Annotated in this window: 18 protein-coding genes; 8 read left to right on the top strand and 10 right to left on the bottom strand. The window is 43.8% G+C overall.

Going from position 1 to position 24,972, the window contains the following annotated elements; translation table 11 throughout:
• Positions 1-196: 196 nt before the first annotated feature.
• On the bottom strand, positions 197-592 hold the full coding sequence (locus tag JMA39_RS09265) for a MerR family DNA-binding protein (protein ID WP_202721588.1): 396 nt from the start codon (positions 590-592) through the stop codon (positions 197-199).
• 106 nt (positions 593-698) lie between these two features.
• Between JMA39_RS09265 and JMA39_RS09260 the strand changes: the two genes are divergently transcribed.
• Positions 699-2,948, top strand: a complete 2,250-nt coding sequence (locus tag JMA39_RS09260) for a heavy metal translocating P-type ATPase (RefSeq protein ID WP_202721587.1) — start codon at positions 699-701, stop codon at positions 2,946-2,948.
• A gap of 566 nt (positions 2,949-3,514) precedes the next feature.
• Here JMA39_RS09260 and JMA39_RS09255 read toward each other — a convergent pair.
• Positions 3,515-4,432 carry a hypothetical protein gene (locus JMA39_RS09255; protein ID WP_202721586.1) on the bottom strand — a complete coding sequence of 306 codons (918 nt, stop codon included), beginning with the start codon at positions 4,430-4,432 and terminating at the stop codon, positions 3,515-3,517.
• Between the two features lie 292 nt (positions 4,433-4,724).
• On the opposite strand from JMA39_RS09255, the gene JMA39_RS09250 reads away from it, so the two are divergent.
• From JMA39_RS09250 to JMA39_RS09225, 6 genes are all read left to right on the top strand, one after another.
• Positions 4,725-6,317 carry an ABC-F family ATPase gene (locus tag JMA39_RS09250; RefSeq protein ID WP_202721585.1) on the top strand — a complete coding sequence of 531 codons (1,593 nt, stop codon included), beginning with the start codon at positions 4,725-4,727 and terminating at the stop codon, positions 6,315-6,317.
• 578 nt (positions 6,318-6,895) lie between these two features.
• Entirely contained in the window at positions 6,896-8,542 is a 1,647-nt protein-coding gene (locus JMA39_RS09245) for a phosphoethanolamine transferase (protein WP_237732743.1), read from the top strand.
• Between the two features lie 570 nt (positions 8,543-9,112).
• On the top strand, positions 9,113-9,598 hold the full coding sequence (locus JMA39_RS09240) for a VOC family protein (protein ID WP_202721654.1): 486 nt from the start codon (positions 9,113-9,115) through the stop codon (positions 9,596-9,598).
• A 458-nt stretch (positions 9,599-10,056) separates the two neighbouring features.
• Complete coding sequence (locus tag JMA39_RS09235; RefSeq protein WP_202721584.1) at positions 10,057-11,004, top strand: universal stress protein; 948 nt, start codon at positions 10,057-10,059, stop codon at positions 11,002-11,004.
• A 482-nt stretch (positions 11,005-11,486) separates the two neighbouring features.
• Entirely contained in the window at positions 11,487-12,566 is a 1,080-nt protein-coding gene (rodA, locus tag JMA39_RS09230; protein ID WP_237732742.1) for a rod shape-determining protein RodA, read from the top strand.
• 770 nt (positions 12,567-13,336) lie between these two features.
• A complete protein-coding gene (locus JMA39_RS09225; RefSeq protein WP_202721582.1) occupies positions 13,337-14,545 on the top strand; it encodes a NupC/NupG family nucleoside CNT transporter in 1,209 nt (402 codons plus the stop codon).
• Positions 14,546-14,643: 98 nt separating this feature from the next.
• Here the strand turns inward: JMA39_RS09225 and JMA39_RS09220 are convergent, their stop codons facing one another.
• The 8 genes from JMA39_RS09220 to JMA39_RS09185 all read right to left on the bottom strand — a co-directional run bounded on the left by JMA39_RS09220 (position 14,644) and on the right by JMA39_RS09185 (position 21,397).
• Positions 14,644-15,087 carry a DUF2059 domain-containing protein gene (locus tag JMA39_RS09220; RefSeq protein ID WP_202721581.1) on the bottom strand — a complete coding sequence of 148 codons (444 nt, stop codon included), beginning with the start codon at positions 15,085-15,087 and terminating at the stop codon, positions 14,644-14,646.
• 245 nt (positions 15,088-15,332) lie between these two features.
• Complete coding sequence (locus JMA39_RS09215; RefSeq protein WP_202721580.1) at positions 15,333-15,635, bottom strand: Rho-binding antiterminator; 303 nt, start codon at positions 15,633-15,635, stop codon at positions 15,333-15,335.
• A 331-nt stretch (positions 15,636-15,966) separates the two neighbouring features.
• On the bottom strand, positions 15,967-17,097 hold the full coding sequence (locus JMA39_RS09210; protein WP_244999880.1) for a hypothetical protein: 1,131 nt from the start codon (positions 17,095-17,097) through the stop codon (positions 15,967-15,969).
• Positions 17,098-17,366: 269 nt separating this feature from the next.
• Entirely contained in the window at positions 17,367-18,728 is a 1,362-nt protein-coding gene (locus JMA39_RS09205; RefSeq protein WP_202721579.1) for a leucyl aminopeptidase family protein, read from the bottom strand.
• A 129-nt stretch (positions 18,729-18,857) separates the two neighbouring features.
• Complete coding sequence (locus JMA39_RS09200; protein ID WP_202721578.1) at positions 18,858-19,277, bottom strand: hypothetical protein; 420 nt, start codon at positions 19,275-19,277, stop codon at positions 18,858-18,860.
• Positions 19,278-19,379: 102 nt separating this feature from the next.
• Positions 19,380-20,144 carry a ribonuclease H family protein gene (locus JMA39_RS09195; protein ID WP_202721577.1) on the bottom strand — a complete coding sequence of 255 codons (765 nt, stop codon included), beginning with the start codon at positions 20,142-20,144 and terminating at the stop codon, positions 19,380-19,382.
• A 72-nt stretch (positions 20,145-20,216) separates the two neighbouring features.
• Complete coding sequence (locus JMA39_RS09190) at positions 20,217-20,783, bottom strand: DUF1415 domain-containing protein (RefSeq protein WP_202721576.1); 567 nt, start codon at positions 20,781-20,783, stop codon at positions 20,217-20,219.
• Between the two features lie 20 nt (positions 20,784-20,803).
• Positions 20,804-21,397 carry a LysE family translocator gene (locus tag JMA39_RS09185; protein WP_202721575.1) on the bottom strand — a complete coding sequence of 198 codons (594 nt, stop codon included), beginning with the start codon at positions 21,395-21,397 and terminating at the stop codon, positions 20,804-20,806.
• Between the two features lie 490 nt (positions 21,398-21,887).
• Here JMA39_RS09185 and JMA39_RS09180 point away from each other — a divergent pair, with 490 nt between their 5' ends.
• The gene (locus JMA39_RS09180; protein ID WP_202721574.1) at positions 21,888-24,800 is read left to right on the top strand and encodes a M9 family metallopeptidase; all 2,913 of its coding nucleotides are present in this window, start codon (positions 21,888-21,890) and stop codon (positions 24,798-24,800) included.
• Positions 24,801-24,972 lie beyond the last annotated feature (172 nt).

The following is a 24,972-nucleotide window of genomic DNA, read 5'->3' as shown; positions in this document are numbered from 1 at the left end:
ACTTACGTCGTAGATAGGTTCGGCAGTGAGTATGGGCACTGCAAGCTGACCATGGCGATAAAGAGTTTTGTATTGAATGACTTACGTTACAGATGGCTTAGGCTGTGAGTATGCTACAGCCAGCCGACCTTAGCGATAGATAAGCTCGGCAGCATTGATTACTCGTGTCCTAGGTAAGCGACGATAGCGAGAGATATTAGTCTGTTCTGTGATGACTCAGACCTGTAAGAATGGCGCAATCGGGCTGTTCTCCACCATGGCAATCATGGATTAACTGTGAGAGTTGTTCTTGTAACACGGTGAGTTTGTTAATGCGTAACTCGATATCCTGCAGGTGATGTGAGACGAGCTCTTTTACATCTTCTGCATTACGATGGGTGTTATTTTGAAGTTTAAGTAGGGTTTTGCAATCTTCGAGTGTAAAACCTAATTCTCGACAGTGTTGAATAAACTGCAACGCGTCAACTGCACTGGCACTGTATTCTCGATAGCCATTCTCTCCTCTGTTAGCTACGACTAAATCAATATCATGGTAGTAACGGATGCTCTTTACCGATAAACCTGTGAGCTTTGCCACTTCACCTATTTTCATCAATATATTCCTGATAATAAAAAATATTAATAAACTTTCCCTTTGACTCTCCCCTTATGGGAGACATTACTCTTAGTTTCATCAAGAAACAAATCGGGGAATACTCATGGCTAATATTAATCTATACGTGCCAAAAATGAGCTGTGCTAGTTGCGTCGCAAAGATTGAATCAGCATTCGATAAGGTTAATAAAGATCTGCCAGATGGCAAAAGTCATCACTTATCGGCGCGGGTGAATTTAGCCGATAAGCTCGTATTAGTGTCGGGTGAAATCACAGCAAAACAAGCGATAGCAATCGTCAGTAGTGTTGGCTACGACAGTGAGCTCGTTATTGATGCTCAAACTGCCGCGATGCAAAAAAATGATGATGAACATAAAGAGTATCGACTTAGATTAATACAAGCTGCCATTGGCCTAGGGCTTGGTGTGCCGTTAATGTTGTGGGGCTTACTCGGTGGTGAAATGATGGTGAACAATGCCACGCAACAATTTGCGTGGGGCATTGTGGGAATTATTACCTTGTTGGTGATGGTGCTGACCGGCCGACATTTTTTTCAAGGCATGTGGCGTGCGATTAAAGCCAAAACAGCCAATATGGATACGCTTATAGCTTTAGGTACGAGCGCTGCTTGGATCTACTCGATGATGGTAGTGATTGAGCCGCAGTGGTTCCCTGCCGATACGCGCCATGTGTACTTTGAGGCCAGTGTGATGATTTTAGGTTTAATCAACCTCGGTCACGCATTAGAGCTGCGCGCGCGGGGCAAAACCAGTGAAGCCGTTCAGCGTCTGCTGGGGCTGCAGGCCACAACCGCAATCCGAGTCTCGGACAGGGGGGATGAAGAGGTTGAGATCAATCAGTTAAAAGTTGGCGATCGTTTACGTCTACGTCCGGGCGACAGAGTTGCGCTAGATGGTGAAGTACTCAACGGCGAGACCTTTATTAATGAGTCGATGTTGACCGGTGAGCCTATTCCTGTTCATAAAGTCGTTGGTGACATCATTAACGCGGGAACCGTCAACGGTAACGGCGCACTTATCTACAGAGCTACCGCGAGCGCTCAAGATACTAAGCTATCCAAGATCATCGAATTAGTGCAGCAGGCTCAGACCTCAAAGATGCCCATAGGCCGCCTGACCGATAAGATCTCTGCTTACTTTGTACCAGTAGTTGTCGTTATTGCGTTGCTAAGCTCATCACTTTGGTATCTGTTTGGCCCTGAGCCTGCGTTATCTCACGCATTAGTGGTGTTAACCAGTGTGCTGATTATTGCCTGCCCTTGTGCTTTGGGTCTGGCTACGCCGATGTCGATCATGGTATCTGTTGGCCGTGCGGCGCAGATGGGAGTATTAATTAGAAACGGTGAAGCGCTGCAAACCGCCAGTAAAGTCACAACTGTGGTACTCGACAAAACGGGCACTATTACGGCGGGTAAACCCGAAGTCAGCAAGGTTGTGATGCTACAATCTGAGCTTAATGAACTCAGCCTGCTTACTGATATTGCCGCTTTGGAACAACACTCTGAGCATCCCCTTGCTAGTGCGATTATTGAAAAGGCGAAGGCGGTAGCGGTTAAGTTTGTTGAGCCAGAAAGTTTCACCAATATACAAGGAAAAGGGATCGTCGGTAGCGTTAACGGTAAGTACTATAGCATTGGTAACTTGAGTCTAATGCACCAAGCTGGTATCGATAACCTTGCTGATTATCAACAGCAGATCTCAGAGTTTGCAAATCAAGGCCAGACTCCCGTATTTGTGGCTAGCGATAAGCAGTTATTGGCTATTATTGCCATTGCCGACCCAATCAAAGACGATGCAGTGCAAGCTGTACAAAAGATGCTGCAAGCTGGGTTTAAGCTGGTGTTATTGACCGGAGACAACCAACAGACGGCAAGAGCGGTTGCCGATAAAGTGGGGATCACAACCGTATTTGCCGAGGTGTTACCGGAAGATAAACAATCGAAAGTGATTGAGCTGCAGCAAGCAGGCGAAGTGGTCGCTATGGTAGGGGATGGTATTAACGATGCCCCCGCATTGATGAGTGCGGATGTAGGCCTTGCCATGGGTAGTGGCACTGAAATCGCTATCGAGAGTGCTGACTTTACTCTGCTATCAACACGATTATTGGTGATTGCCGATACACTTTTACTTGCTAAGGCGAGTATGAGAAATATAAAGCAAAATCTGTTTGGTGCATTTATTTACAATACTTTAGGGATCCCTATCGCTGCAGGCGTGTTATTTCCCTTTACAGGACTCTTATTAAGCCCTGTGATTGCGGGGGCGGCCATGGCGTTGTCGTCGCTAACAGTGGTGAGTAATGCCAACCGATTACGGGGCGTGGCCCTTAGCTAGGTAACGCTGCACAAGCTGTAGGACCAACATAGGGATGCTAACAGCGCTCATTAGACTGCAGAGTTTATTGGGCGTAATTAGTACTTTATTCTACAGACAAAACAGTGGGAGCTAAATTCATCTAAATGTCACCTCAAATGGCTATTGGCAGTTGATAAATTAGCCTAAAATGCTATAGTATCGCGCTTAATTTTACAGGCTTGGTGCTTTGCAGCGCCAACCTTCGGCCAGTAGGTTAGTATCGAGTCAAGTCGCGGTGCTGGTCTACTGGTTTTTGTTTTATCTATGATGACGTTAATCATATAACCAAGAGCGGAATTGTCACTTTGATTACTACAGCTAATATCACCAGGTTGGTTACTCGCTAACCGAGGCTTTTATCTGTTGTTAATTAATTTTAGTTGTTAGAGCTAATGTTCAAAGCGCAATAATTCACATTACGACAAATTTGCCTAAGTTGCGAAATACTGGGAAGATAGTTGAAATTAACGTCTAATTAAGTAAAGTGGCCGATTCAACTAGACCACTTTGATATGTAGATATGAATAGTTACAAGAATTTTTCAGCTAATGTACGTTTGCCATTTGGGTCGCTAGATTGTAAGAGATCTTTTTTAGGATAGAAAAACCTGACACACATAGGTCATAATCTCCGATCATAACTCGCACAGAAAGTTCATCACCGTCATTCCATGTGTCCCTAATCTCCGCTTTACAGGTTTCTCCCCGCAGTTCAAACTCAAAATTATTACAACTTTTTTCCCAACAGTTAATTGCGGTACGAATTAGGGTTTCACTAATTGCTTTTCTCTTTTTCTCCGAGAGCATTTCTAATGACCATTCTCTAATTGGACCATACATACCACTATTATTTAATGCTTCTAGAATTTTCCGCATGTGTCCCCCTGTATGCTGATTTACAAGCAATGACGAACGAGAGCCGTGTGGATGTCCTAATATACATGATCTCATACTCCACCACGTTTCTGCGACTTCCGCGTTTTGCGCATTCTTTACTAAGTGTTGTGTGCACCATGCAAGTGCATCACGGCTTCGGATCGTACCATCAGCTTCTAGCTCAATATCTGATGCCTGAATTACCACTGGGTACGCATAATCACTATATAAAGGGGTTTGTAAGCGTTCAGCAAAAAGGCCTTGAATTGCATTTACAGACTTTACCAGTTGATTTGCTTCATCCTCAGAGTAAGGACATGTTACAAAACCTTTTACAAATAGAACTGTATGATCAATTCCGGCATAGGCTTTTAACTCTGATATAGATGAAGCTGTTTTCTGATGCTTATGCGGTGGTAGCGTCAAAATAGGGTGCCAATTTGGGTATCTTTCAACTGAGTTACCCAACTCGATTAAAATTTTATTAAAAACTTCCCGACCAGCCTCTGAGTCGTTTAAGTTTTTCGTAAGAGTGTTTAAGGCTCTTGTATTTGCTTCTGCAACTGCTACTGGATATCTGAATTCCATATTCCACCTTTACGTAGTATTGTGTTTTACGTAAGCTGTATAGAATGCGTAATGTTCTGTCAATGCGTTGTTGGTTAGTTTTAGATCTTATTAAATGAGAACTAGAACTAATAGAAACCGAAGTGTGCTAAAGCAAATAGCATGAACTTCTATGTCCAATATTTGGATTCAGTCAACCATAATATGATTCTCTCTCCTCTTTGATCCTGAAGACAGTTGGTTTCTGGCAAGCGTATTCGTGGTATCATATGCGCAATATTTTTAAGTAAGTGCTTTTTACGGGAATAAACCTTTGATACAAACAGCGAATATCACCATGCAGTTTGGCGCTAAGCCACTGTTTGAAAACATCTCAATTAAGTTTGGCGGCGGAAACAGATACGGTCTGATCGGCGCGAACGGTTGTGGTAAATCAACCTTTATGAAGATCCTTGCTGGTGATTTAGAGCCAACAGCGGGTAACGTTTCACTCGATGTGAACGAGCGCTTAGGTAAGCTAAGTCAGAACCAGTTTGGTTACGAAGAGTTCAGTGTTGTTGACACCGTAATCATGGGCCACGCTGAACTTTGGAAGGTAAAGCAAGAGCGTGATCGTATTTACTCGCTTCCTGAAATGTCTGAAGAAGACGGTATCAAGGTTGCTGAGCTTGAGATGGAATTCGCTGAGATGGACGGTTATACCGCTGAATCTCGTGCGGGTGAACTGTTAATGGGCGTAGGTATCGGTGTTGAGCAGCACTTCGGTCTTATGAGCGAAATCGCACCGGGCTTCAAGCTACGTGTGCTTTTGGCTCAGGCACTATTTAGCGACCCAGATGTACTGCTACTTGACGAACCAACCAACAACTTGGACATCGACACCATTCGCTGGTTGCAAGAGATGCTAAACCAACGTAACAGCACCATGATTATCATCTCGCACGATAGATATTTCTTGAACTCTGTTTGTACCCATATGGCTGACTTGGATTACGGCGAGCTTCGTGTATTCCCTGGTAACTACGATGAGTACATGATGGCGGCACAGCAGGCGCGTGAGCGTTTGATGTCTGATAACGCTAAGAAGAAGGCACAGATTGCTGAGCTTCAAGGCTTCGTTGCACGTTTCTCTGCTAACGCTTCTAAAGCTAAGCAAGCAACGTCACGTGCTAAGCTAATCGATAAGATCAAGCTTGATGAAGTTAAAGCGTCTAGCCGTGTTAACCCATTCATCCGTTTCGAACAAGAGAAGAAATTGTTCCGTAACGCGCTAGTGGTTGAAGATTTGTCTAAAGGCTTCGATAAGCCGTTATTTAAAGATTTAAACATTATTGCCGAAGTGGGCGAGCGTATCGCTATCTTGGGTGACAATGGTGTGGGTAAGACCACCTTGCTACGTACCCTAGTACACGATATCCCACAAGATTCGGGCACGATTCAGTGGTCTGAAAACTCTGCGATTGGTTACTATGCACAGGACCACGAGTCTGATTTCGCTAACGACATGACGTTGTTTGACTGGATGAGTCAGTGGCGCAAACCAGAAGATGACGATCAATCAGTACGTGGTTACTTAGGTCGTATGCTGTTTGGTTCAGACGACATTAAGAAGTCTGTTAAAGTTCTATCTGGTGGTGAGAAGGGCCGTATGTTGTTTGGTAAGCTAATCATGCAAAAGCCAAACATCTTGCTACTCGATGAACCAACCAACCACATGGATATGGAATCCATTGAGTCATTGAACAACGCGTTAGAGATGTACGAAGGTACACTACTATTCGTCAGTCATGACCGTGCATTCGTATCATCACTAGCGAACCGTATCATTGAAATCACACCAAATGGCGTGAATGATTTCAAAGGAACTTATGATGAGTTCCTAGCGAGTAAAGGTATCGAAGGTTAATTTTTATAGACCTTGTCTCTTATCTAATTGAGAGACTTAACTGATAGAGCTTGTTTATCGCTTTATGAAAGAAAAAGCCCGAGAAATCGGGCTTTTTTGTGCCTGGAGCACTTATGTCTTTTGTTTACTAGAGTGCCATGGATGGCAGCTTTTGTTGAAGCAAGAATCAGACGTTGTGGCTGAAAAAGTTTCTTAGCCTCAAATGAAGGCTGGTCATATTTTGTCTGAGCGATTGCTACAGGAAAGAGTGTTTGAACTTGTCACTTCATGGTTGTGAATAATCTATTCGTGACGATAAACGAGGGGAGTCTTAGACAATGCCAATTTACAACGCTTTCATTAGGTCGCCTTTAGCAGGTCTTTAGGATGCAAGGATAGAGGCGAACTTTGTCTTACAGAGGCATTGTTCAATAAAGAGGGATTCTGCAACGTATTTACCTGTCGCTTATGATTTTTGGTAGATAAATATATCATAATCATTTGACAGTTTAGTCAAAATGGTGATGATGTCTGCTGGAAAATAGATAACACTGCTGGAAACTCCCTTGTATAAAGTACCTAATAATGTGAGTCATTTGATGAAACGCCCCTTTAAGTCTGGCGTATCCTATGTGCTCTTCACCTTAATACTCGCAATCTACTTCTCATTGGTTGTCAATATTCCTATCTATGCTGATTTGTACGCAATATTCAATAATATTGATGCAGTTAAAATTGGCTTTGTACTATCAATTCCAATATTTTTTGGGGCTACATTAAATTTTCTTTTTAATTTATTTAGTTGGCCTGTTATAGCTAAACCTTTTTTTATCATCTTGCTGATTCTTTCCAGCATTGTGAGTTATGCCGGTTATAATTATGGAACACTCTTTGACTACAATATGATTACTAATATTGTGGAAACGGATTCGGGTGAAGCGGGATCTTATCTAAGTAGTTATTCTGTTCTGTGGGTTGTGTTAATGGGCATCATCCCCGCATTGATTGTGTTCATGATCCCCATAGGAATTAAACAGAGTCCGGCTAAAATGCTTTCGATGAAGCTAGTTTCGATGGCACTATCATTGGTTGTAATCGCGGTGATTGCAGCACTATATTATCAAGACTACTCATCGGTTGGTCGTAACAATCGTTATTTGAAAAAAGCAATTATTCCCACTCAGTTTGTCTACAGCACTACTGATTATATTTGGAAAACCTTTCTTTCGGTTCCGCTTGAATATCGCCAAATTGGATTGGATGCAAAACAGACGGATTCAACTCTCGCAGCATCCAAAAAGAAACCAACGTTAATGGTACTTGTTGTAGGTGAAACAGCACGTTCACAAAACTACGAATTAAATGGCTACCCTAGAGATACCAATGAATACACCCGCGATCTCGGTATCATTTCATTTAAAAACGTAAGCTCATGCGGCACGGCCACTGCAGTCTCAGTTCCCTGTATGTTTTCATCGATGACGAAAAATGAATTCAATCGAGATGTTGCTGATAATCAAGATAATTTATTGGATATCTTAAAACGTGCCAATATCGCATTACTGTGGAAAGAAAATGATGGCGGAGATAAGAATGTCGCTGCTCGCATCGATAAAGTAACCATTGAACGTTCAAATAAAAATGAGTTTTGTGATGGTACGACATGCTACGACATGGCTTTACTGGACAACCTTGAGCAAGATATTGATTCTCTTGAAGGGAATAGAATGATTATTCTTCATATTATGGGAAGCCATGGGCCGACATATTATAAGCGCTACCCTGCAGAGATGACAAAATTTAAACCAGATTGTCCTAGAAGTGATATAGAAAATTGCTCCATAGAAGAGATTGTTAATACATACGACAATACAATTTTGTATACCGATTATGTGGTCAGCAATGTTATCTCAAAGTTAGAGAAACTTGAAGATAAGTACAATACATCACTTATTTACATATCTGATCATGGTGAATCTCTTGGTGAGAATGGCATGTTTTTGCATGGTATGCCTTATAGTTTTGCCCCTGACTACCAAACGAAAGTACCATTGATGGTATGGATGTCAGAAGGTTTCAAAGAAACGAGAAACATTAACCGTGAGTGTATTAAAAAGGAAGCCGATAATAATCAATATTCGCATGACAATATCTTCCACTCTATATTAGGCGTGATGGAAGTTGAAACGAGTGATTATAAAAACAGTTTAGACATATTCAGTTCTTGTAAAGGGCAGAATAGCTAATAAGAATGAAGAATATAGGATGAGCATGGATGCTCAACAGCCTCTTAGATATGGATATCGAACCCTGTCTGACCTCCATCCATGGAGGTCAGACGTGCTTGCAGCGAGTCTCAGAAGTGTCTGCACATACGGTCGTTGACTCACACCCTTGTGATCACGACATTTGCACATCCATATGCTGCAGCTGGTGCAGGCCATTGGAACCACTTTTGTTGGATGCCACTCTCAGCAAAAAATATATCGAGTCTTTGTGGACTTTGTTATCAAACGAAGTTTGATTTCCCTTTAAGAGGTAGTCGAGCTGCAAACTCCAACTTACTTTTGTCCAAAAGTGAGTTAAGCGAGTCTTATTGATTTTGTCATAGGCTAGTAGGCTCACAGAAACCCTCATCTCACCATCGAAGTGGCTTTACGTTTACAAAACAGTAAGGATGAGTAAGCTGAAGAGAGTTCATAATAAAAAATTATCATATGGATAAGTATTGATAATTTAATATTTTTAAACCCTCGCCTTATACTTTCTCCATCGAAATGAGTAACCAATATAACTTTTGAATGTGGAGCAAAATGATGAAAATGAGTCACGTTGGGATCATGGTCGGCGATATGGATAAAGCGGTTGAGTTTTACACTAAAGCACTCGGCTTAAAAGTGGTTATGGGTAACACGCCTGTTGTTGAAGAGCGTGAGACCGCCATTGGCAGAATGTGTATCGCTGTTTTTGGGGAAGGTTTTAAAGGTTTTAATATTGCTCACTTGGTGACAACTGATGGGATCGGCGTTGAGCTGTTCGAGATGGTTGATCGTCAAGAGCGCCATGAAGTGGATTTCTCTCGTATCGGTATTTTCCATTTCTGTCTTCAAACTGATGACTTTGAAGGCGTGATTAAGCGTACTGAAGAGTTTGGTGGCAAAGTGCGTATGGATATTATGCGTTACCACCCTGAAGATGATAACAAACAAGCAAAAATGGTTTATCTAGAAGATCCATTTGGAAACTTGTTTGAGCTTTACTCGCACACTTACGAAGAAACTTACGCTTCTGACTACGAGTAATTGATTCTGTAGTGAACAATTCGCAACGAACAAACAGCAGTGAAAAATGAACAAGGGTTAGCTGCAGTGCTAATCCTTTTTTGTATTACTGAAAAGTAAACTCAACTCACTCAACTCAACTCCTTACCCCTCTATAGCAACTGACTCTCTAAGCTTGAATGTAGAGCAATCTTTCGCTCTGACAAGAGTCGTGCAAATTGTAGCAGCCTCGCTCAGCTTAAAAGCATATAGATGGATAGCGAACCCTATTCAACGGACTCTACCTATTTAGCCTTAATTTATACTTCATATTTTACACTGCATATTTCACTCTCAGATTGGCAAATTTTCCTGTGTAGAACAATACTTGAAAGGATCTGTTGCGTTTAGCAGTGTTTTTCATCGCTAGCAATAAACAAAGCGAGACATTTTAAAACTCAACGCCAGTCCTTAACCTGCTCCATATCACGGAGGTAGAGATGAAAGTCTTTAAGAAAATATTATTTGTTAGTCAGGGATTGCCTAGTGACAGTGACTCCATAGGGCAAGCGTTGCGACTGTCTCAGGCCAATAATGCACAGGTGAAAGGCTTGATTGTTTGCCCTGCATTTTCACCGAGTTCACACAAAATAAATACGCAATATCAAGACACCTATGAAAATGCGCTGCGACAAACAGTCAATCAACAGATAGATAAAAGCAGGCAAGAAAATCATATTGCAGAGGCGGATGTTCCCCTGCCTCTGGAAGTCTTTAGTGGCGAAAAACCTGCGGTAAACATCATAAAAAATATCCTACAGCATGAGCATGATCTGTTGATTAAGGATGCCGAACCATTGGATGGTTCCGGTGAAGGCTTCAAGGCTCTCGATATGACATTGCTGCGCAAATGCCCATGCCCAGTTTGGCTTAATCGTTTAGCCCATCAACCGCTGGACAAAAGGCAGGTTGCAGTAGCGATAGATCCTATAAGTACCAGCCTTGAAGAAAACGCACTCTCAATTAGAATGCTTCAGTTAGCCCGCGATATAGCCAACAGATGTGACTATCGCCTACATATTTTATCCTGTTGGGAATATAAACTAGAAAGCTACTTGAGAAACAGCCTCTGGATTAAAATTGACCAAGATGAACTTGATGCTGAACTCGATGCCTCAAGAGTCAATCATCGCAAAGCATTAGACAGCCTTATCGAACAATCTGGCATTGGTGGTGATATTGTTATTCACCATCTGCAAGGCGCTGCAGATGTCCAAATCCCTCAGTTCATCAACGAGAAAGAGATCGATATCTTAGTCATGGGCACTTTGGCAAGGACGGGGATCCCCGGCTTTGTTATCGGCAATACCGCTGAGAATATATTGCAATCAATTAAGTGCTCATTAGTGGCATTAAAGCCTGAGGGCTTTAAGTCACCGATAAGCTAGTCTTGAGTGCACCTGCTATAGCCTGCTCTTCAAAATAGCAGGTGCTCAAAATAGCCAATGTTCAAAATAGTGATGTTCACACAATGACCGGATGCTGTCGCATCCGCTCATATCAATGCATGCTCTTAACACTTTCATCCATTATCAATGGCATATCGATGAAGTTTGTGCTTCTGTTAAGAGGTTTAAACGTGCTTCTCGTCTAGCACAAGCATAATATCCCACGACTAATGGAGGCTACTCTCGGCTTTGAGACTCAAAACGGTAGCGACTTAGCTGGCTGTTTGTGAGCCTGAATAGATCATCTAAATCACCAAATAGGAGTTTAAACTGTAGAGCGGCAGAATATGGATAAAAATTAACTTAAATAAGCTGATTTTAATAATAAAAAAACCGTTTATACTCCCCGCATTATAATCACCAGTTTGCTTAGCTCTCAGCTTGCTTCTCTGCTTGATGTTTTATGTTGAATGAAGATAGATATGTTTAAATACACACCACGAGTTGATTTCCCTTTATTACTTGCTATTTCATTGTTGATTCTGCTTGGCTCACTCACAGTGTGGAGCGCGAGTGGTTTCAGTGAATCAATATTAGAGCGACACCTTATCCGAGCCTTTATTGCGATCGGCGCTATTGTTGTCATGTCAGTTATCTCACCGCTAAGTTATAAACGAGTGACCCCTTATCTATATGCTTCAGCGGTACTTCTCCTGCTCGGAGTCATTTTTGCAGGTGATAGCACTAACGGTTCTCAACGCTGGTTGGTTATTGGTCCAATTCGATTCCAGCCATCAGAGTTGGTCAAAGTGGCTATCCCTTTGATGGTAGCGTGGATTTTAGTTGCCGAAGGTGGACGTCCAGACATTAAAAAAATCATCATCTGTCTACTGGTCACTTCAATTCCTGCAGGCTTGATATTTATTCAGCCAGACTTAGATGGAGCGATATTCACCGTTATCTACGCGCTATTTGTTTTGTATTTTGCAGGAATGAGCTGGAAAATTATCGGTTCGTTTCTCGGTGGTGTTGCGATCACTATCCCTATGTTGTGGTTTTTTGTCATGGAAGCCTACCAAAAAAAGCGTGTGACTCAGTTTTTGGATCCTGAATCCGATCCCCTTGGTGCGGGTTACCAGATTATTCAATCATTGATTGCAATTGGTTCTGGGGGAATGCATGGCAAAGGTTGGACGAATGCAACGCAGGGGCAACTTGGATTCATTCCGGAAAGTCACACAGATTTTATTTTCTCAACCTATGCTGAGCAGTGGGGCTTTATTGGATGCTTACTCTTAGTCGGACTCTATTTGTTTATTACCGGACGAGTGATCTGGTTAGCTTACCAATGTAAATCGTCATTCAATCGATTAGTCAGCGCCGCTTTTGCGCTCAGCTTCTTCCTATATGCCTTTATCAATATGGGGATGGTGAGCGGATTACTGCCAGTAATGGGGAGTCCATTACCCTTCTTTAGTTATGGTGGCACAGCCATGATCACTCAAGGAATTTGTTTCGGCATCATTATGTCCCTTTGCCTACGAAAACCTTATAAACCCTAACAGAGGAGCACTCGCTCCGAGAGCCGTTTTAAATCAAGAATGTTGCTCGCTTACGTGATCGAGATCTCGTTATCTTCGCAGGCTGATCGCTTGGGCAGCACATTCTGTAATTAAATTAGATTAACTGCTTTTAATCTTTATCTTGGTTCGTATAATTCCGTTCCGGCTAGAACGTCTCGTTCACTGCCAGCTTATACTAATCAATATAAAGATTTGGTCACTCAGCGAGAGTTTAGCGGTTATGAGGCAAGGTAATTAAATGCTCCTGCATTAATGACATTCACCACATCCATGTGGTTTGCAACGAGTGAAGAGCATCGTTGAACTAGGGTTAAGCTCCCTCTTGTTCCTTAAGAGTCACAGCATCGGAACTGCTAAAACTCGCCATTCTGGAGCGTTTTTGGCTGCCGACTTCTGCGTTGAACAGCTTTACAAGAGAATAACCATTCTTTCAGTTATTCGCCTTGAATTAGTTTGCCAAAAAACGCCCTGAGTAGAGCAACTTCTTATACTGATTGGTATTAATACAAGCCGCTACATGGAAAGTGATTAACCCACGGAGTTGGACCGGCAAAACTTTTGTAAGTTTTTAGGTGCTTCATTCTTGTATCAATGGCCGGACACTCAAATCGCTCGACGCTAAAAAGCTGGGTTTATTCCTACGCTTGTTAGTCGACGTCAAATGTCGCTTTCATTAAAGCATTCCCCATATTCTATACAATTGCGACCGCCTGCTACTTAACTCTTTCTATTAAAAATTGAGATAAATTATGCAGTTGTTGATCAGTTTAGTCGGAATTTCTTTTCTCATTTTCTGTGGTTGGATTTTCTCTGAAAATCGCCATGCCATTAAGTGGCGCACTGTGCTGGGCGCATTTACCTTGCAAGCTTCTTTAGCAGCCCTAGTGCTGTATGTACCTATGGGGCAAAACATTCTAGGCTCTGTGAGTCAGGGTGTTGCTTCTGTATTAAGCTTTGCCGATGAGGGGATTAATTTCCTGTTTGGCGATCTTGCTACCAATAGCTTTGTGTTCGCTATTCGCGTACTTCCTCTCGTTATCTTTATCAGCGCGCTGATCTCGATGCTGTATTACTTCGGCATTATGCAGTGGGTGATAAAAATCATTGGTGGTGGTTTGCAAAAGCTACTTGGCATAAGCCGCGCAGAATCACTGGTCACTACGGGCAACATCTTCTTAAGCCAAGGTGAATCGCCACTGCTAGTGAAGCCATTTTTACCTAAAATGACTCGCTCAGAGCTATTTACGGTGATGACGGGCGGTATGGCATCGGTGGCAGGCAGTGTATTAGGTGGCTATGCAGGGCTTGGCGTTGAGCTTAAATACCTGATTGCGGCGAGCTTTATGGCAGCGCCAGCTAGTTTGATGATGGCAAAGCTGTTGGTACCTGAGACTAGCAATATTGAGCATCAACAAGAAGTAAATATGAGCAAGAGTGAACACGGCAATGTGATTGATGCGCTTGCCTCTGGCGCGATGAATGGTATGCGTGTAGCGGTTGCTATTGGTACTATGCTATTGGCCTTTATCAGTGTGATCGCCATGTTTAACGCAGGCCTTGAGCAAGTGGGTAACTGGTTTAATATTGAAGGCATGACCATGCAAAGCTTGCTGGGTTATATCTTTGCGCCAGTGGCATTTCTAATTGGTGTGCCAGTCAACGAGATGATGCAGGCGGGTAGCTTTATCGGCCAAAAACTGATCTTAAATGAGTTTGTCGCCTTTATGGACTTTACCGAAGTTAAAGAGCAGCTATCGATGCACTCTCAGGTGATCATTACCTTCGCGCTTTGCGGTTTTGCCAACATAGGCTCGATTGCTATTCAGCTTGGTAGTATCGGTGTTATGGCGCCAGAGCGTCGTGGTGAAGTGGCAAATCTGGGTTTAAAGGCGGTACTTGCCGCGACCCTTGCCAACTTAATGAGTGCAGCACTGGCAGGCATTTTTATTAGTCTGTAATTAAACTGACGTTGCATTTTCTTCAGGATATTCAAGTATAAAAAAGAGCAGCTGAGCTGCTCTTTTTTGATCAATTATTTTTAAAGCGTGCTCAGTGACTAGTGTTTTTGCATCTGGTATTTGCTGATCACATCTTGGGCAACGGCTTGACCCCATTGCTGACCGGCCATCATTGACTCTTGCATGATAAGCGGCTGAACCTTGATGAGCTTCTTACCTGCTGGCGTGTCGTAGAAGCTGTTTAGCGCCTGGACTTCCTCTTCACTCAGGTACTTCTGATAGATAGGCACGGTCATTTCCACTAAATCATCAGGGTTAAACGCAGCCATGTAGTCGCTCCAAAACGTTTCTGGTGCATCAGGGATCAGGTTTTTAAGGGCTGGTAGCATCTGATTCATGGCTTGTATCCCTAGTTCACCCGCGCCAGTTTTATGCATCAGTTGCTTAACACTTTCAGCAGAAGCGGGCTCTGCGAAAGTCGTTGCTGAAAACGATGTTGAAAAAGTTATAAGTGCTAGAAGGGGGAGAGTTGCAAGTTTCATATTGAGCGTCCTGCTATTAATGGAGTCTATTGCTTAGCTATTAGAGTTAGTTATTAGGCTAAGCCACTTTAACTAAAAGCGGGTTAAAAGCTATAAAAAACTGGCTAAGATTTGCTGAGTTATCAAATTGATGATTCTTGTATGTATGCTGACAGCATAGAACAGAGCGTGTCTTAGTCAAAGTAAATAATTCATCCCTATGACCCTGGTTCGATAATTGGATTTTAATCGGTAGAGAGTTAAACTTAATTAAATTCGACAGACTGAAAATGTGGATTATCGATACAGACGTGAAGGCTTGCGATGTCATCAAGGATAATCAGTTGAGTTAGGGCGAGGCCGTTATTGGCATCATCATCTTCACGAACATCAGCGCCAGTATTTGGGCCGTCTTGGTAGGTTAGTTTGATACACTCCCGTTTTTTAGCGTCACGCGTTGTATCTAGGGCGATACCGTTAATGGTTTCACCGCTTTTAAGCTTGAGTGCTATCGGATAGCGATATAAACAGACGATTTCGATATAATCGTATTGATTGCAACTGATCATCTTTTCCCCGCTTCTCCCTCTTTAAGTAAGGCTCACTAAACCTAAGTCGCCTAAACCTAGATTAGCACAGATAATAAATGATAGAGGTGAGCGCTGATGTTTGTTTTATGGCTTCTGTTATAAGGGGCTGCAGTTTTACCTACGACTGAGTTTTATAGTGTCAGAGGCAGAAACAGAGCCAAAGCGGCGCTTTAAGTTTGTGGCAAGTCTATTTGAGTAGGACGATTGCGATATAGATAGCAGGAAGTTCACGCAAGGCTGAGGAGGGGATAAGACTCATGATTGCCTTGCGTGATGGCCACTCACAAAGTAAGTAGCCTAGCAGTCAGAACTAGAAGTAGTAGTTAAGGCTGATGTTGAATAGAGAGTGGAAATCATCATCTTGGTTCTCGATACCAAGACCTTGCTGACCGCCAATCCATACTGCATTCTTACCGTAGATATGGTCTACAAAGATAAAGAAGTCAGACACAGCAATGCTCATACCTGTTGTGTTGATAACAGAGTCATTCAAGTTAGCGTTAACATCGGTATTTGGCGTCAAGTGGCTGTAGTCGTTATACAGAGTAACAGTACCCCAGTCATAACCGATAGATTTAGCGACGTTGGCAGCAAAGATTTGACCTTTAGCTGCAACTTCATAAGCGCCGCCGCCCATCTTCATTGCATACAGACCATCTTTATTCGCTTGATACTGGTCGTAGTCATAATCAACCATCTGTAGCTGTAGCTGGTAACCGCTGTACTGAGCATCTAAGTGCACAGCGTAAGCTGTCGATGTACCGTGGTCATCGTGAACTGCGTCGTATAACTGACCGTATTCTAGTGATGCACCTAGTTGAACAGTTAGCTCGTCAAAGTCTAGAACGTAAGATTGACGAATGTTGAACGTATTGGTTTCTTCGTTGTTGTAGGTATTGTCACCAACAGAACCTGTGAAGCCATCTGCGCCGTAACCACGGGTATCCGATGATGAGTATTCACTGTTCTTGAAGAAGGCCACTTCAGAGGTCCAGTTGCCTGAGCTATAGATAGCCTTAGCACCTAGATCGTATTCATCTTCAAAGCCCATGTAGTAGTTGATACTTTCCCACCAGTTGTGAGAGATGAAGCTCTTATTACCGAATGGCTTGCTGATAACACCACCCTGGAACTGCCAATCTTCAACACCATTGTATGCAGCATAAGCATACTTGATGAAATGGTTGCTTGAAGAGTTCTTGAAAATGTACTTAGCACTTGCTGTCCAGTTTTCAGTGATCTGACTATCGATATCAAGCTCTAATGCGTCAAATGCAAATGTACCGCCATTTGATTTAGAGGCTTCGTTAGCATCATCAACAAAATATTTAACTTTAACCGCACCGCCTAAATCAACAGAAGGTTTGAATTCATCAGCCATTACAACCGTAGGAGCGCCAAGTAACGCACCAATTAATATAGATAATTTTAGCTTTTTCACTTTTTATTCTCGTTTGTATAATCCGACATTGGACTAAGGAGATGAATAATATCTACAATTGAATATTAGATTGTGACGGAATACGCAATCACAGCAGCGACAGTGCTTCGATTGATTAATATTGTGAACTAGATGAGATTTTTGAGGGGAGCTTATTAGTTTTGCTAATGCCACATGCTGCTAAAATAACTATGCGTTCGAGTATAGGATGCCGTGTTTTAGGAAAGGCCCGAGATGCGGGCCTTTGATAGGTATGCTTGTAAGACTAATTAGGCTTTGAAGCGATTCTGCAGGTAATCGAATACCGCACGAATACCGAATGCTTCACCGCCGACGGGTCGACCTGGCAATTTACGCACATTGTAGGCCATGACATCAAAATGGCTCCAGCTGATATCTTTATCGACAAACTCCTCTAAATAAAGCGCCGCCGTAATTGCACCGCCAAATGGCGTCGTGGCGCAGTTAGCAATATCGGCAATATCGCTGCCAGTCAGCGCCATATAGGGCTTGTGTAGTGGCATGCGCCATACAGGATCGTCGACCTTAAGACCCGATGCGGTAAACCCTGCTGCCACCTCATCATCATTACTGAAGAAACCCGGTAGCTCTGTACCTAGCGCGATACGCATTGCGCCCGTGAGTGTAGCAAAGTCGATGACCAGCTCTGGTTTGTCGCTGTTAGCCTCAGTTAGTGCGTCACACAAAACTAAACGCCCCTCTGCGTCTGTGTTGTCGATCTCAACGGTAATGCCTTTGCGTGTGGTGATCACATCGCCCGGTCTAAAGGCGTTAGCCGATACTGCGTTTTCAACCGCTGGTACTAAGACTCGCAGTCTCACAGGCAGTTTGTGGGCCATGATCAACTGAGCAAGACCGATGACGTGCGCCGCGCCGCCCATATCTTTCTTCATTAAGCGCATGCCTGAGCCCGGTTTCAGATCTAGGCCGCCAGAGTCGAAACAGACACCTTTACCGACTAAGGTAAGCTTAGGTGCTGACTCATCACCCCAAGTCAGATCGATTAAGCGCGGCAGGTTTTCACTGGCACGGCCAACCATATGTATGGTGGGGTAGTTTTGATCGAGCAGCTCATCACCAACAATTTGGGTGACGCTTGCACCGAATTCCTGTGACATGGCAATCATGATGTCACCTAAGTGCTGCGGCATCATATCGGCAGCAGGGGTGTTAACCAGATCGCGTACCAATGATACCGAGCGGATAAATTTATTTGCTTCGTCTGCCTGAGCCTGAGTTGGCACCACTAGTACAGGTAACGCTTTTTCGCTCTTCTTATAACGGTCGAACTGATAAGCGCCTAGCCCCCAGCTAAATGCCGCAGTTCTTATCAGCTGCTCATCGCCATTTAGTTGATATTGTCCTGCTGGAAGTTGGTTGACCAAATCACCACAAAGCCAGTAGGAGTCATCGCTATCGCTGACAAAAATCACTTGCTCTAGCTCGCCTTCAGGGCCTGGAATTAAGCTTACGCCTTTGCTTTTAAATTGGGTATTACTGAGCCAGTTTTGAATGCGCGGCGTTTGTTGTTCGCGCCAAGCGGCAAATGTGTCGCTGTTAAAAATAGATAAAGGGATGCCAGAAGCACCAGAGATAATAAGGTTGCTCATGTAAGGACTCTTTTTTGTTATTAAAAGATGAGGATTGCTTAGGGGGTAGAGTATCAGGCAATAGGTATAGGAGAAAGCTAACGGCGGAAATTTAGCAATTCAGTGCTGAGCATTGCTTTTAAGAAACAGCTATTTTATCTGCTCAGAGCTGGCTTGTAATCTTGCTTCGCTGGCAACGCGTCTGATATTAGCTTTACGCTCAGACATATTATTAAACGAGCTAGGCAGCACGTCGACGCCGACAATCTTACCTAGCTTCACAACCAGTGGAATTGTGATTGGCGCAAAGGGCAATACGGCAAACATACCCAGACCTAGGCCTTTTAATAGATCGGCAAATTGCTTGTTCGCTTCAATCAGTTCTTCCTTTGACGCTTGTCTACAGGTATAGCGCTTATAGGCGACTAACATATCTTTAGTCTCCTGCTTCTCTTGAGACAGCGCATCTTTCAACACTAACATGTCGCGCTTTAAACGCAGCCAAAAACGGCGTCTTCCGATACGGATAACGCGAATAGGGGCTTTATGTAAGTGGACATAGATTTTCATGGCGGCGATTGTCGCACAGCTGACACGTTATACCTAATTCACCAAGGGAATAATCGTTAATAAACGTGTCGCCGAGCGTTTTTGAGCAAGGTTGTTGAGGAGTTAACCTGCACGTAGGCTAAGAATGTCAGCCAGTACAATAGGCTCAGGGTAACGACAAAAAGCACTGTCTTTTTGGTCGATGGCATAAATTGACATGCGATCGGCCAGCTCGTTGCCCTCGATGCCAACGTGAGCAGCAACATGCTGAATCGCCAATTTATCCTTTAACGCATCATAGAGTTCATGGGACTGCTGAATGATATCTAAGTTTTTGATATCTCCAGCAACTTGTCGCTTCCAGCCTTTGGCTTTCCAGCCGTAAGCCCAATTAGTGATACAGTTTATCGAGTACTGGGAGTCACTTAAAATCTGCACCGTCAGCCCTTGCTTGAGCGCCTTGTCGGCAATCAGTAGCGCCTGATGCAGGGCATTTAGCTCGGCTGAATTGTTAGTGCCGTTGGCGTTATAAAGGCCGTAATACAGCTCGGCAAGCTGGGCATTATGATAAACCGCGACGCCTGAGCCCGCTTCACCTGGGTTGGGTTCACAGCCACCGTCGGTAAAAATAGATAGATCGCAGCGGTTAAGATCGATATCGACACTGGCTTTGGCGGCTGTTTTGGCTTTCGCGGCACCTGCCGTTGGCTTTTTAGTGCCACTGCTATAACTGGGCGCCTTAGCAAAGGCTGCCTTAGCTTCAGCTTCTGTGGGGAAGGACTTATATTTGGCCTGTGGAAATTTATCGACCTGTTTTTTCGTGTAATCCCAGCTAGTAAAAATGCCGGTTTCACGTCCAGCCCAGACCACGTAATATTTTTTAGCCATGAAGCTTATGTCCTAAATCTAAATTAATCATTGTTTGGCTGCCGCAGGCTCGGGGTAGCCACTAAATTGGGGTTATTGACCTTTTTTACAGTGCGCAAGTAGTTTTACAAAGAACTCGCTGCCTTTACGTTCGGCAAAGGCGATGTTGCGCTCAGGGATCGTTTCCGGCTCATCATAAGTCGATAGGGCTAACTCCATACTGGCCTCGCGAATAATGTGTAGCGTAGGATAAGGAGAGCGATTGGTATAGTTCGCTGCCGAGTCTTGTGGCTCATCCTCAAAGCAGTAGTCTGGATGAAAACTCGCGAGCTGGTATTCACCTTCATAACCTTGTTCAATCAATAGCTCGTTGGCGATATCGACTAAGTCTAAATAGAGATAGAAGCCTTCGAATCCACGAGGCATGATAAACAGAGTCGTTTCAATGTCTGGATTTTCATCGAGATAAACACACTCATCAATCAGTGCCTGCAACACATCTTGCATGCGTGATTCATCGATGACGGCATACCTGATACTGGCGCGCTCAACTTCACGGCGGGCAAAAGGGCAGATGTTATATTTCATAATCACCTGCTTTACCCAGTTTTCGGTTTCTGTTGCGTACGCTTGTAATTCTGGATCCATTAACTGAGTCATGGGCTATCGTCTTTAAAGGATTATGGCGCGATCATAGGTAGGATCGATAGCACAAGCAAGAGTGCCATGGTGACATTGAAGATTTTCTGCTGTTTTGGCTTCTTTAATATTCGCTTTAAGGCAACTCCAAACCCTAGCCAAATAAAGGCGCTGGGGACTGCAACCGCAAAAAAGACGAGAGAGATAGTCATAACTTGAGGGGCTAACGCTTGGCTCATGGTTGTGAAGGTGGCAACAGCGCCAATTCCCATCACCCAAGCTTTGGGATTAACCCATTGAAAGGCGGCGGCTTGTATAAAAGAGAGTGGACTAGCCGTTTCTTTACCATTCATCTTGGTGCTGCTGTTGGCGATAAGCCAAGCCAGATACAGTAAGTAGGCGATCCCGACATACTTAATAATTACATGTAGTAGTGGATAGGCTTGAAACACAGTGCTTAGACCTAATCCTATGGCTAGCACCATGGCTGGAAACCCGATACAGATCCCGCTGAGATGAGGAATGCTTCGCTTTACGCCAAAGTTTACCCCGGAAGACATCAACATGATGTTGTTTGGTCCGGGGGTGATCCCCGATGAGAATGCAAATAATGCGATGGTAAAAATGAGTTCCATAGCCCATAAGTCAACATGAAAACAAGCGCTCATTTTAGCGCGATAAAGCAAATGGGGTAAAACCAATATTTGGATGGATTGAGTGAATTTATTCTCAATGGTTCGACTTTAGGTCTAAGTAATAGCTTTTAGTTATAAGTGGTGAATGCCTAATTACTTCTGCATAGGTATTCACTTTGATTGCGGTCTTAATCTCCACTTTCATAATCTCTGCTCCTAAGTCTCAGTATTTAAGGTGGATCTGTCATTTCTTTGACTCTTGAATGTTAATTCAAATATGTAGTTTTAAGTTAATACGTCAATCTGGTATTGAGTAATTTTTAAGCTTGATTGTGAATATTGTATAAATTATAACTTAACGAGGGTTAACAAGTCGTTAACATTTAGCGCTGTAAAAACTATATGCGGCAGCGTTGGTACAAGCCATCCATATCTCACTTTCCTGCATTAGGTGATTTAAGGACATAGTCGCAAACAATTGGAGTCAAACATGTCAACAGAATCATCTAAGCCACAAACTCAACGAGGTAAGTTTAAAGTTCATGCTTTAGCGCTTGCCTGTTCGGCAGTCCTCTTTCCAGGCGCCGTATTGGCGACCTCTGAGCCAGCACCAACGGCCAAAGAATCATCTAAAGCGGCTCATGGTAAAGAGTTGAAGAGCCGCTTTGAAAAAGGCGCCAATATTCCTGGGCAGCAGAAAGGGACAGAAAAAAATCAACGCCAGCATCCTACCAAGGGGAAGGCTGAAAAAAAGATTGAAGGGCCGACGGGCGCATCCGGTCCCGCCGCTGAGGCCGAAGAAAACATGTGTAGCAGTGAGTTAGCTAGCCTAAGCGGTGAAGCCTTGTTTGATGCCGTTAGACAAGCTGAGATCTCATGTATTTCTGAGTTGTACTCTAGAAATGATGCCGTTTCGGTTGCCGCCTATCAGACAGAGAATGTGGTTGCGGTTGCTAATCGAGCAGCGGCCATCGCAGCAACTTATGACAGCAGCACAGGTTACGAAATGCGTAACTTGTTCTACTTCCTGCGCGGCGCATTTTACATTGAGTTTTACAATGATGATTTAACTTATAGCGATACCCAAGCCGCGGATGCCGTTTATGGTGCGTTAGTTGAGTATTCGAAGAACCCAAAGCTATTTGAAATCACTCATTCTGCAGGTGATACCCTGATGGAGTTCTTCACATCATGGGCGAGCGCCGATCATATTCTTGAAAGCGTGCCAGTGATCACCGATTACTTGCAGATGTTTAATGCAGACTTTTTAGCGAGTAATCGCCATCGCGCCGCGATGACTAGTGCGCTAACCACACTTTACTACGGTAGTTGGGCTGAAGATTACAACAGCAAAGCTATGGAGCATGGTGAGCTGATCGATGCGCTACTGAACATTGCCACTGCTGATTATATTATTAACTCTGACTATCAATATGAGTCCACCGATGCCTTTCATGAGTTTGGTCGCTTCTACGAGTATCAAGCATACTGGGATCTACCGCAAAGCTTGAAAACACGCCTTAATGACGGCGTTGAACTCTATATGAGCAAGTTTGAGCGCATGTCTGCTGAGTGGGCTGACGGTGCTGGCTACCTAGATTATTACAACCCGGGTGAGTGTGAACTGTTCGGCATTTGTGGTTGGGAAGAGGAGCTTGAGCAAACGGCGCTACCCATCAACTATAGCTGTAGCGATACCATCTACATTCGCGCCCAACAGTTAACTAACGATGAGCTCCAGGCGTCTTGTGATCTTATGGGCGGTGAAGAGGTACTGTTCCATGATGTGCTTGCTACGGGTTATCAGCCAGTAGCTGATGACTTGAATGAAAGTCTTGAAGTGAACATCTTCGACAGCTACGACGATTATGCCCAGTACGCTAGCGTGATTTTTGGGATCAATACCAATAATGGCGGCATGTACCTTGAAGGCACGCCATCACAAGAGGGCAATCAGGCACGCTTTATCGCCCATGAAGCTACTTGGACCGATGAGATCTTGGTATGGAACTTAAAGCATGAGTATGTGCATTACCTCGATGGTCGTTTTAATCTTTATGGTGCGTTTAATTATTTCGATATTGATACTGGCAAGTCGGTATGGTGGACAGAAGGTCTAGCCGAATATATCTCGAAGCAAAACCGTAATGACGGTGCTATCGATATGGGGCGCTCACAAGCTTATAGCTTAAGTGAAATTCTCTCTAATACCTATGACAGTGGTTCAGATCGAGTCTATAGCTGGGGTTATTTAGCGGTTCGCTTCCTGTTTGAGAAGCACAGAAGTGATGTCGATGCGTTATTAGTGCTGGCTCGCGGTGGCGATGCTGATGGCTGGTTAGCCTATATCGATAATACCATTGGTCAAAACTATAACAGTGAGTGGAACACTTGGCTGGCGACAGTGACCAGTAACGATGACTCGATTGCTAGCGGTATTTTACCCCCCGTTGATTCTGATGGAGATGGCGTTGTCGATAGCCAAGATGCGTTCCCACATGATCCAACAGAGACGCGTGACACTGACGGTGATGGAGTCGGTGATAACGCCGATGCGTTCCCAAATGATGCCAATGAGACTGTCGATACCGACGGCGATGGTGTGGGTGACAATGGCGATGTGTTCCCAACCGATCCGAGTGAGTGGGCCGATTCTGATGGTGATGGCGTAGGTGATAATGCCGATACCGATGGCCCTGTAGCTCCTGTCGAGCATTGCGGCGCGGTAACGATTACCGACGGTAAGTTAACTCACGATAAAGTTGAGTGTGTTGCAGGAACCGATATCAATTACTTCTACACCTATATTGAAGAAGATAACACGCCGCTTTATATCACGACATCAGGTGGTGAAGGTGATGTTGACCTGTTCTTCAACCAAGAAATTTGGGCCAAGCCATCGGCTTATACCGCTAAAGCGACAGCAGCAGGTAATGACGAACAGCTAAACGTTATCGCTAACCAAGGTTGGGTATACATTAGCCTTGTGGCAACTGCTGAGTATGAAGGGGTTAGTTTAAGTGTGAGCTTAACTGATGGTGCTGATACTGGTACGGCTCCGGTTGCAGTAGAAGATGCGTGTGCGACACAATCTCCTTATAGCTATGGTGGTGTCGAGTTCGGTGAAGCCGTCTGTATTGCAGACGGTCACTCAAGCTACTACTTCTATGTTCCGGCGGGTACTGAAGAGATTAGCGTAGCCAGTGGTCATGGCAGCGGCGATGTGAACCTTTATGGCAATAGCCAAACATGGGCTGGAGTTGACTCGTACGAGGTGAAATCTGAGAGTAGCGGTAACGTAGAGAGTCTAATCATTGCCTCTCCAGCGGAAGGTTGGTACTACATCAGTGCCGATGGTGCCCCCTCGAGTGAAGGTGCAAGCTTAGTGGTCAACATTAAGTAAGCAGCGACGATATACGAACAATCGTTTGATTATTAGCAACTAAAGCCGACTCCGAAAGAGTCGGCTTTTTATTTTGGAGTAAAAATCTACTAACTATCCATAACAAGATAAATTAACCTAAACGGTCGACAGCACACAGTGAGTCAGGTTAGGTTAATGTTTTAAGTGCTAC

Source organism: Shewanella schlegeliana, assembly GCF_016765635.1.
Lineage (GTDB): Bacteria > Pseudomonadota > Gammaproteobacteria > Enterobacterales > Shewanellaceae > Shewanella > Shewanella schlegeliana.
The sequence above is the reverse complement of the archived record's forward strand: the minus strand, read 5'-3'. Positions and strand labels throughout refer to the sequence as shown.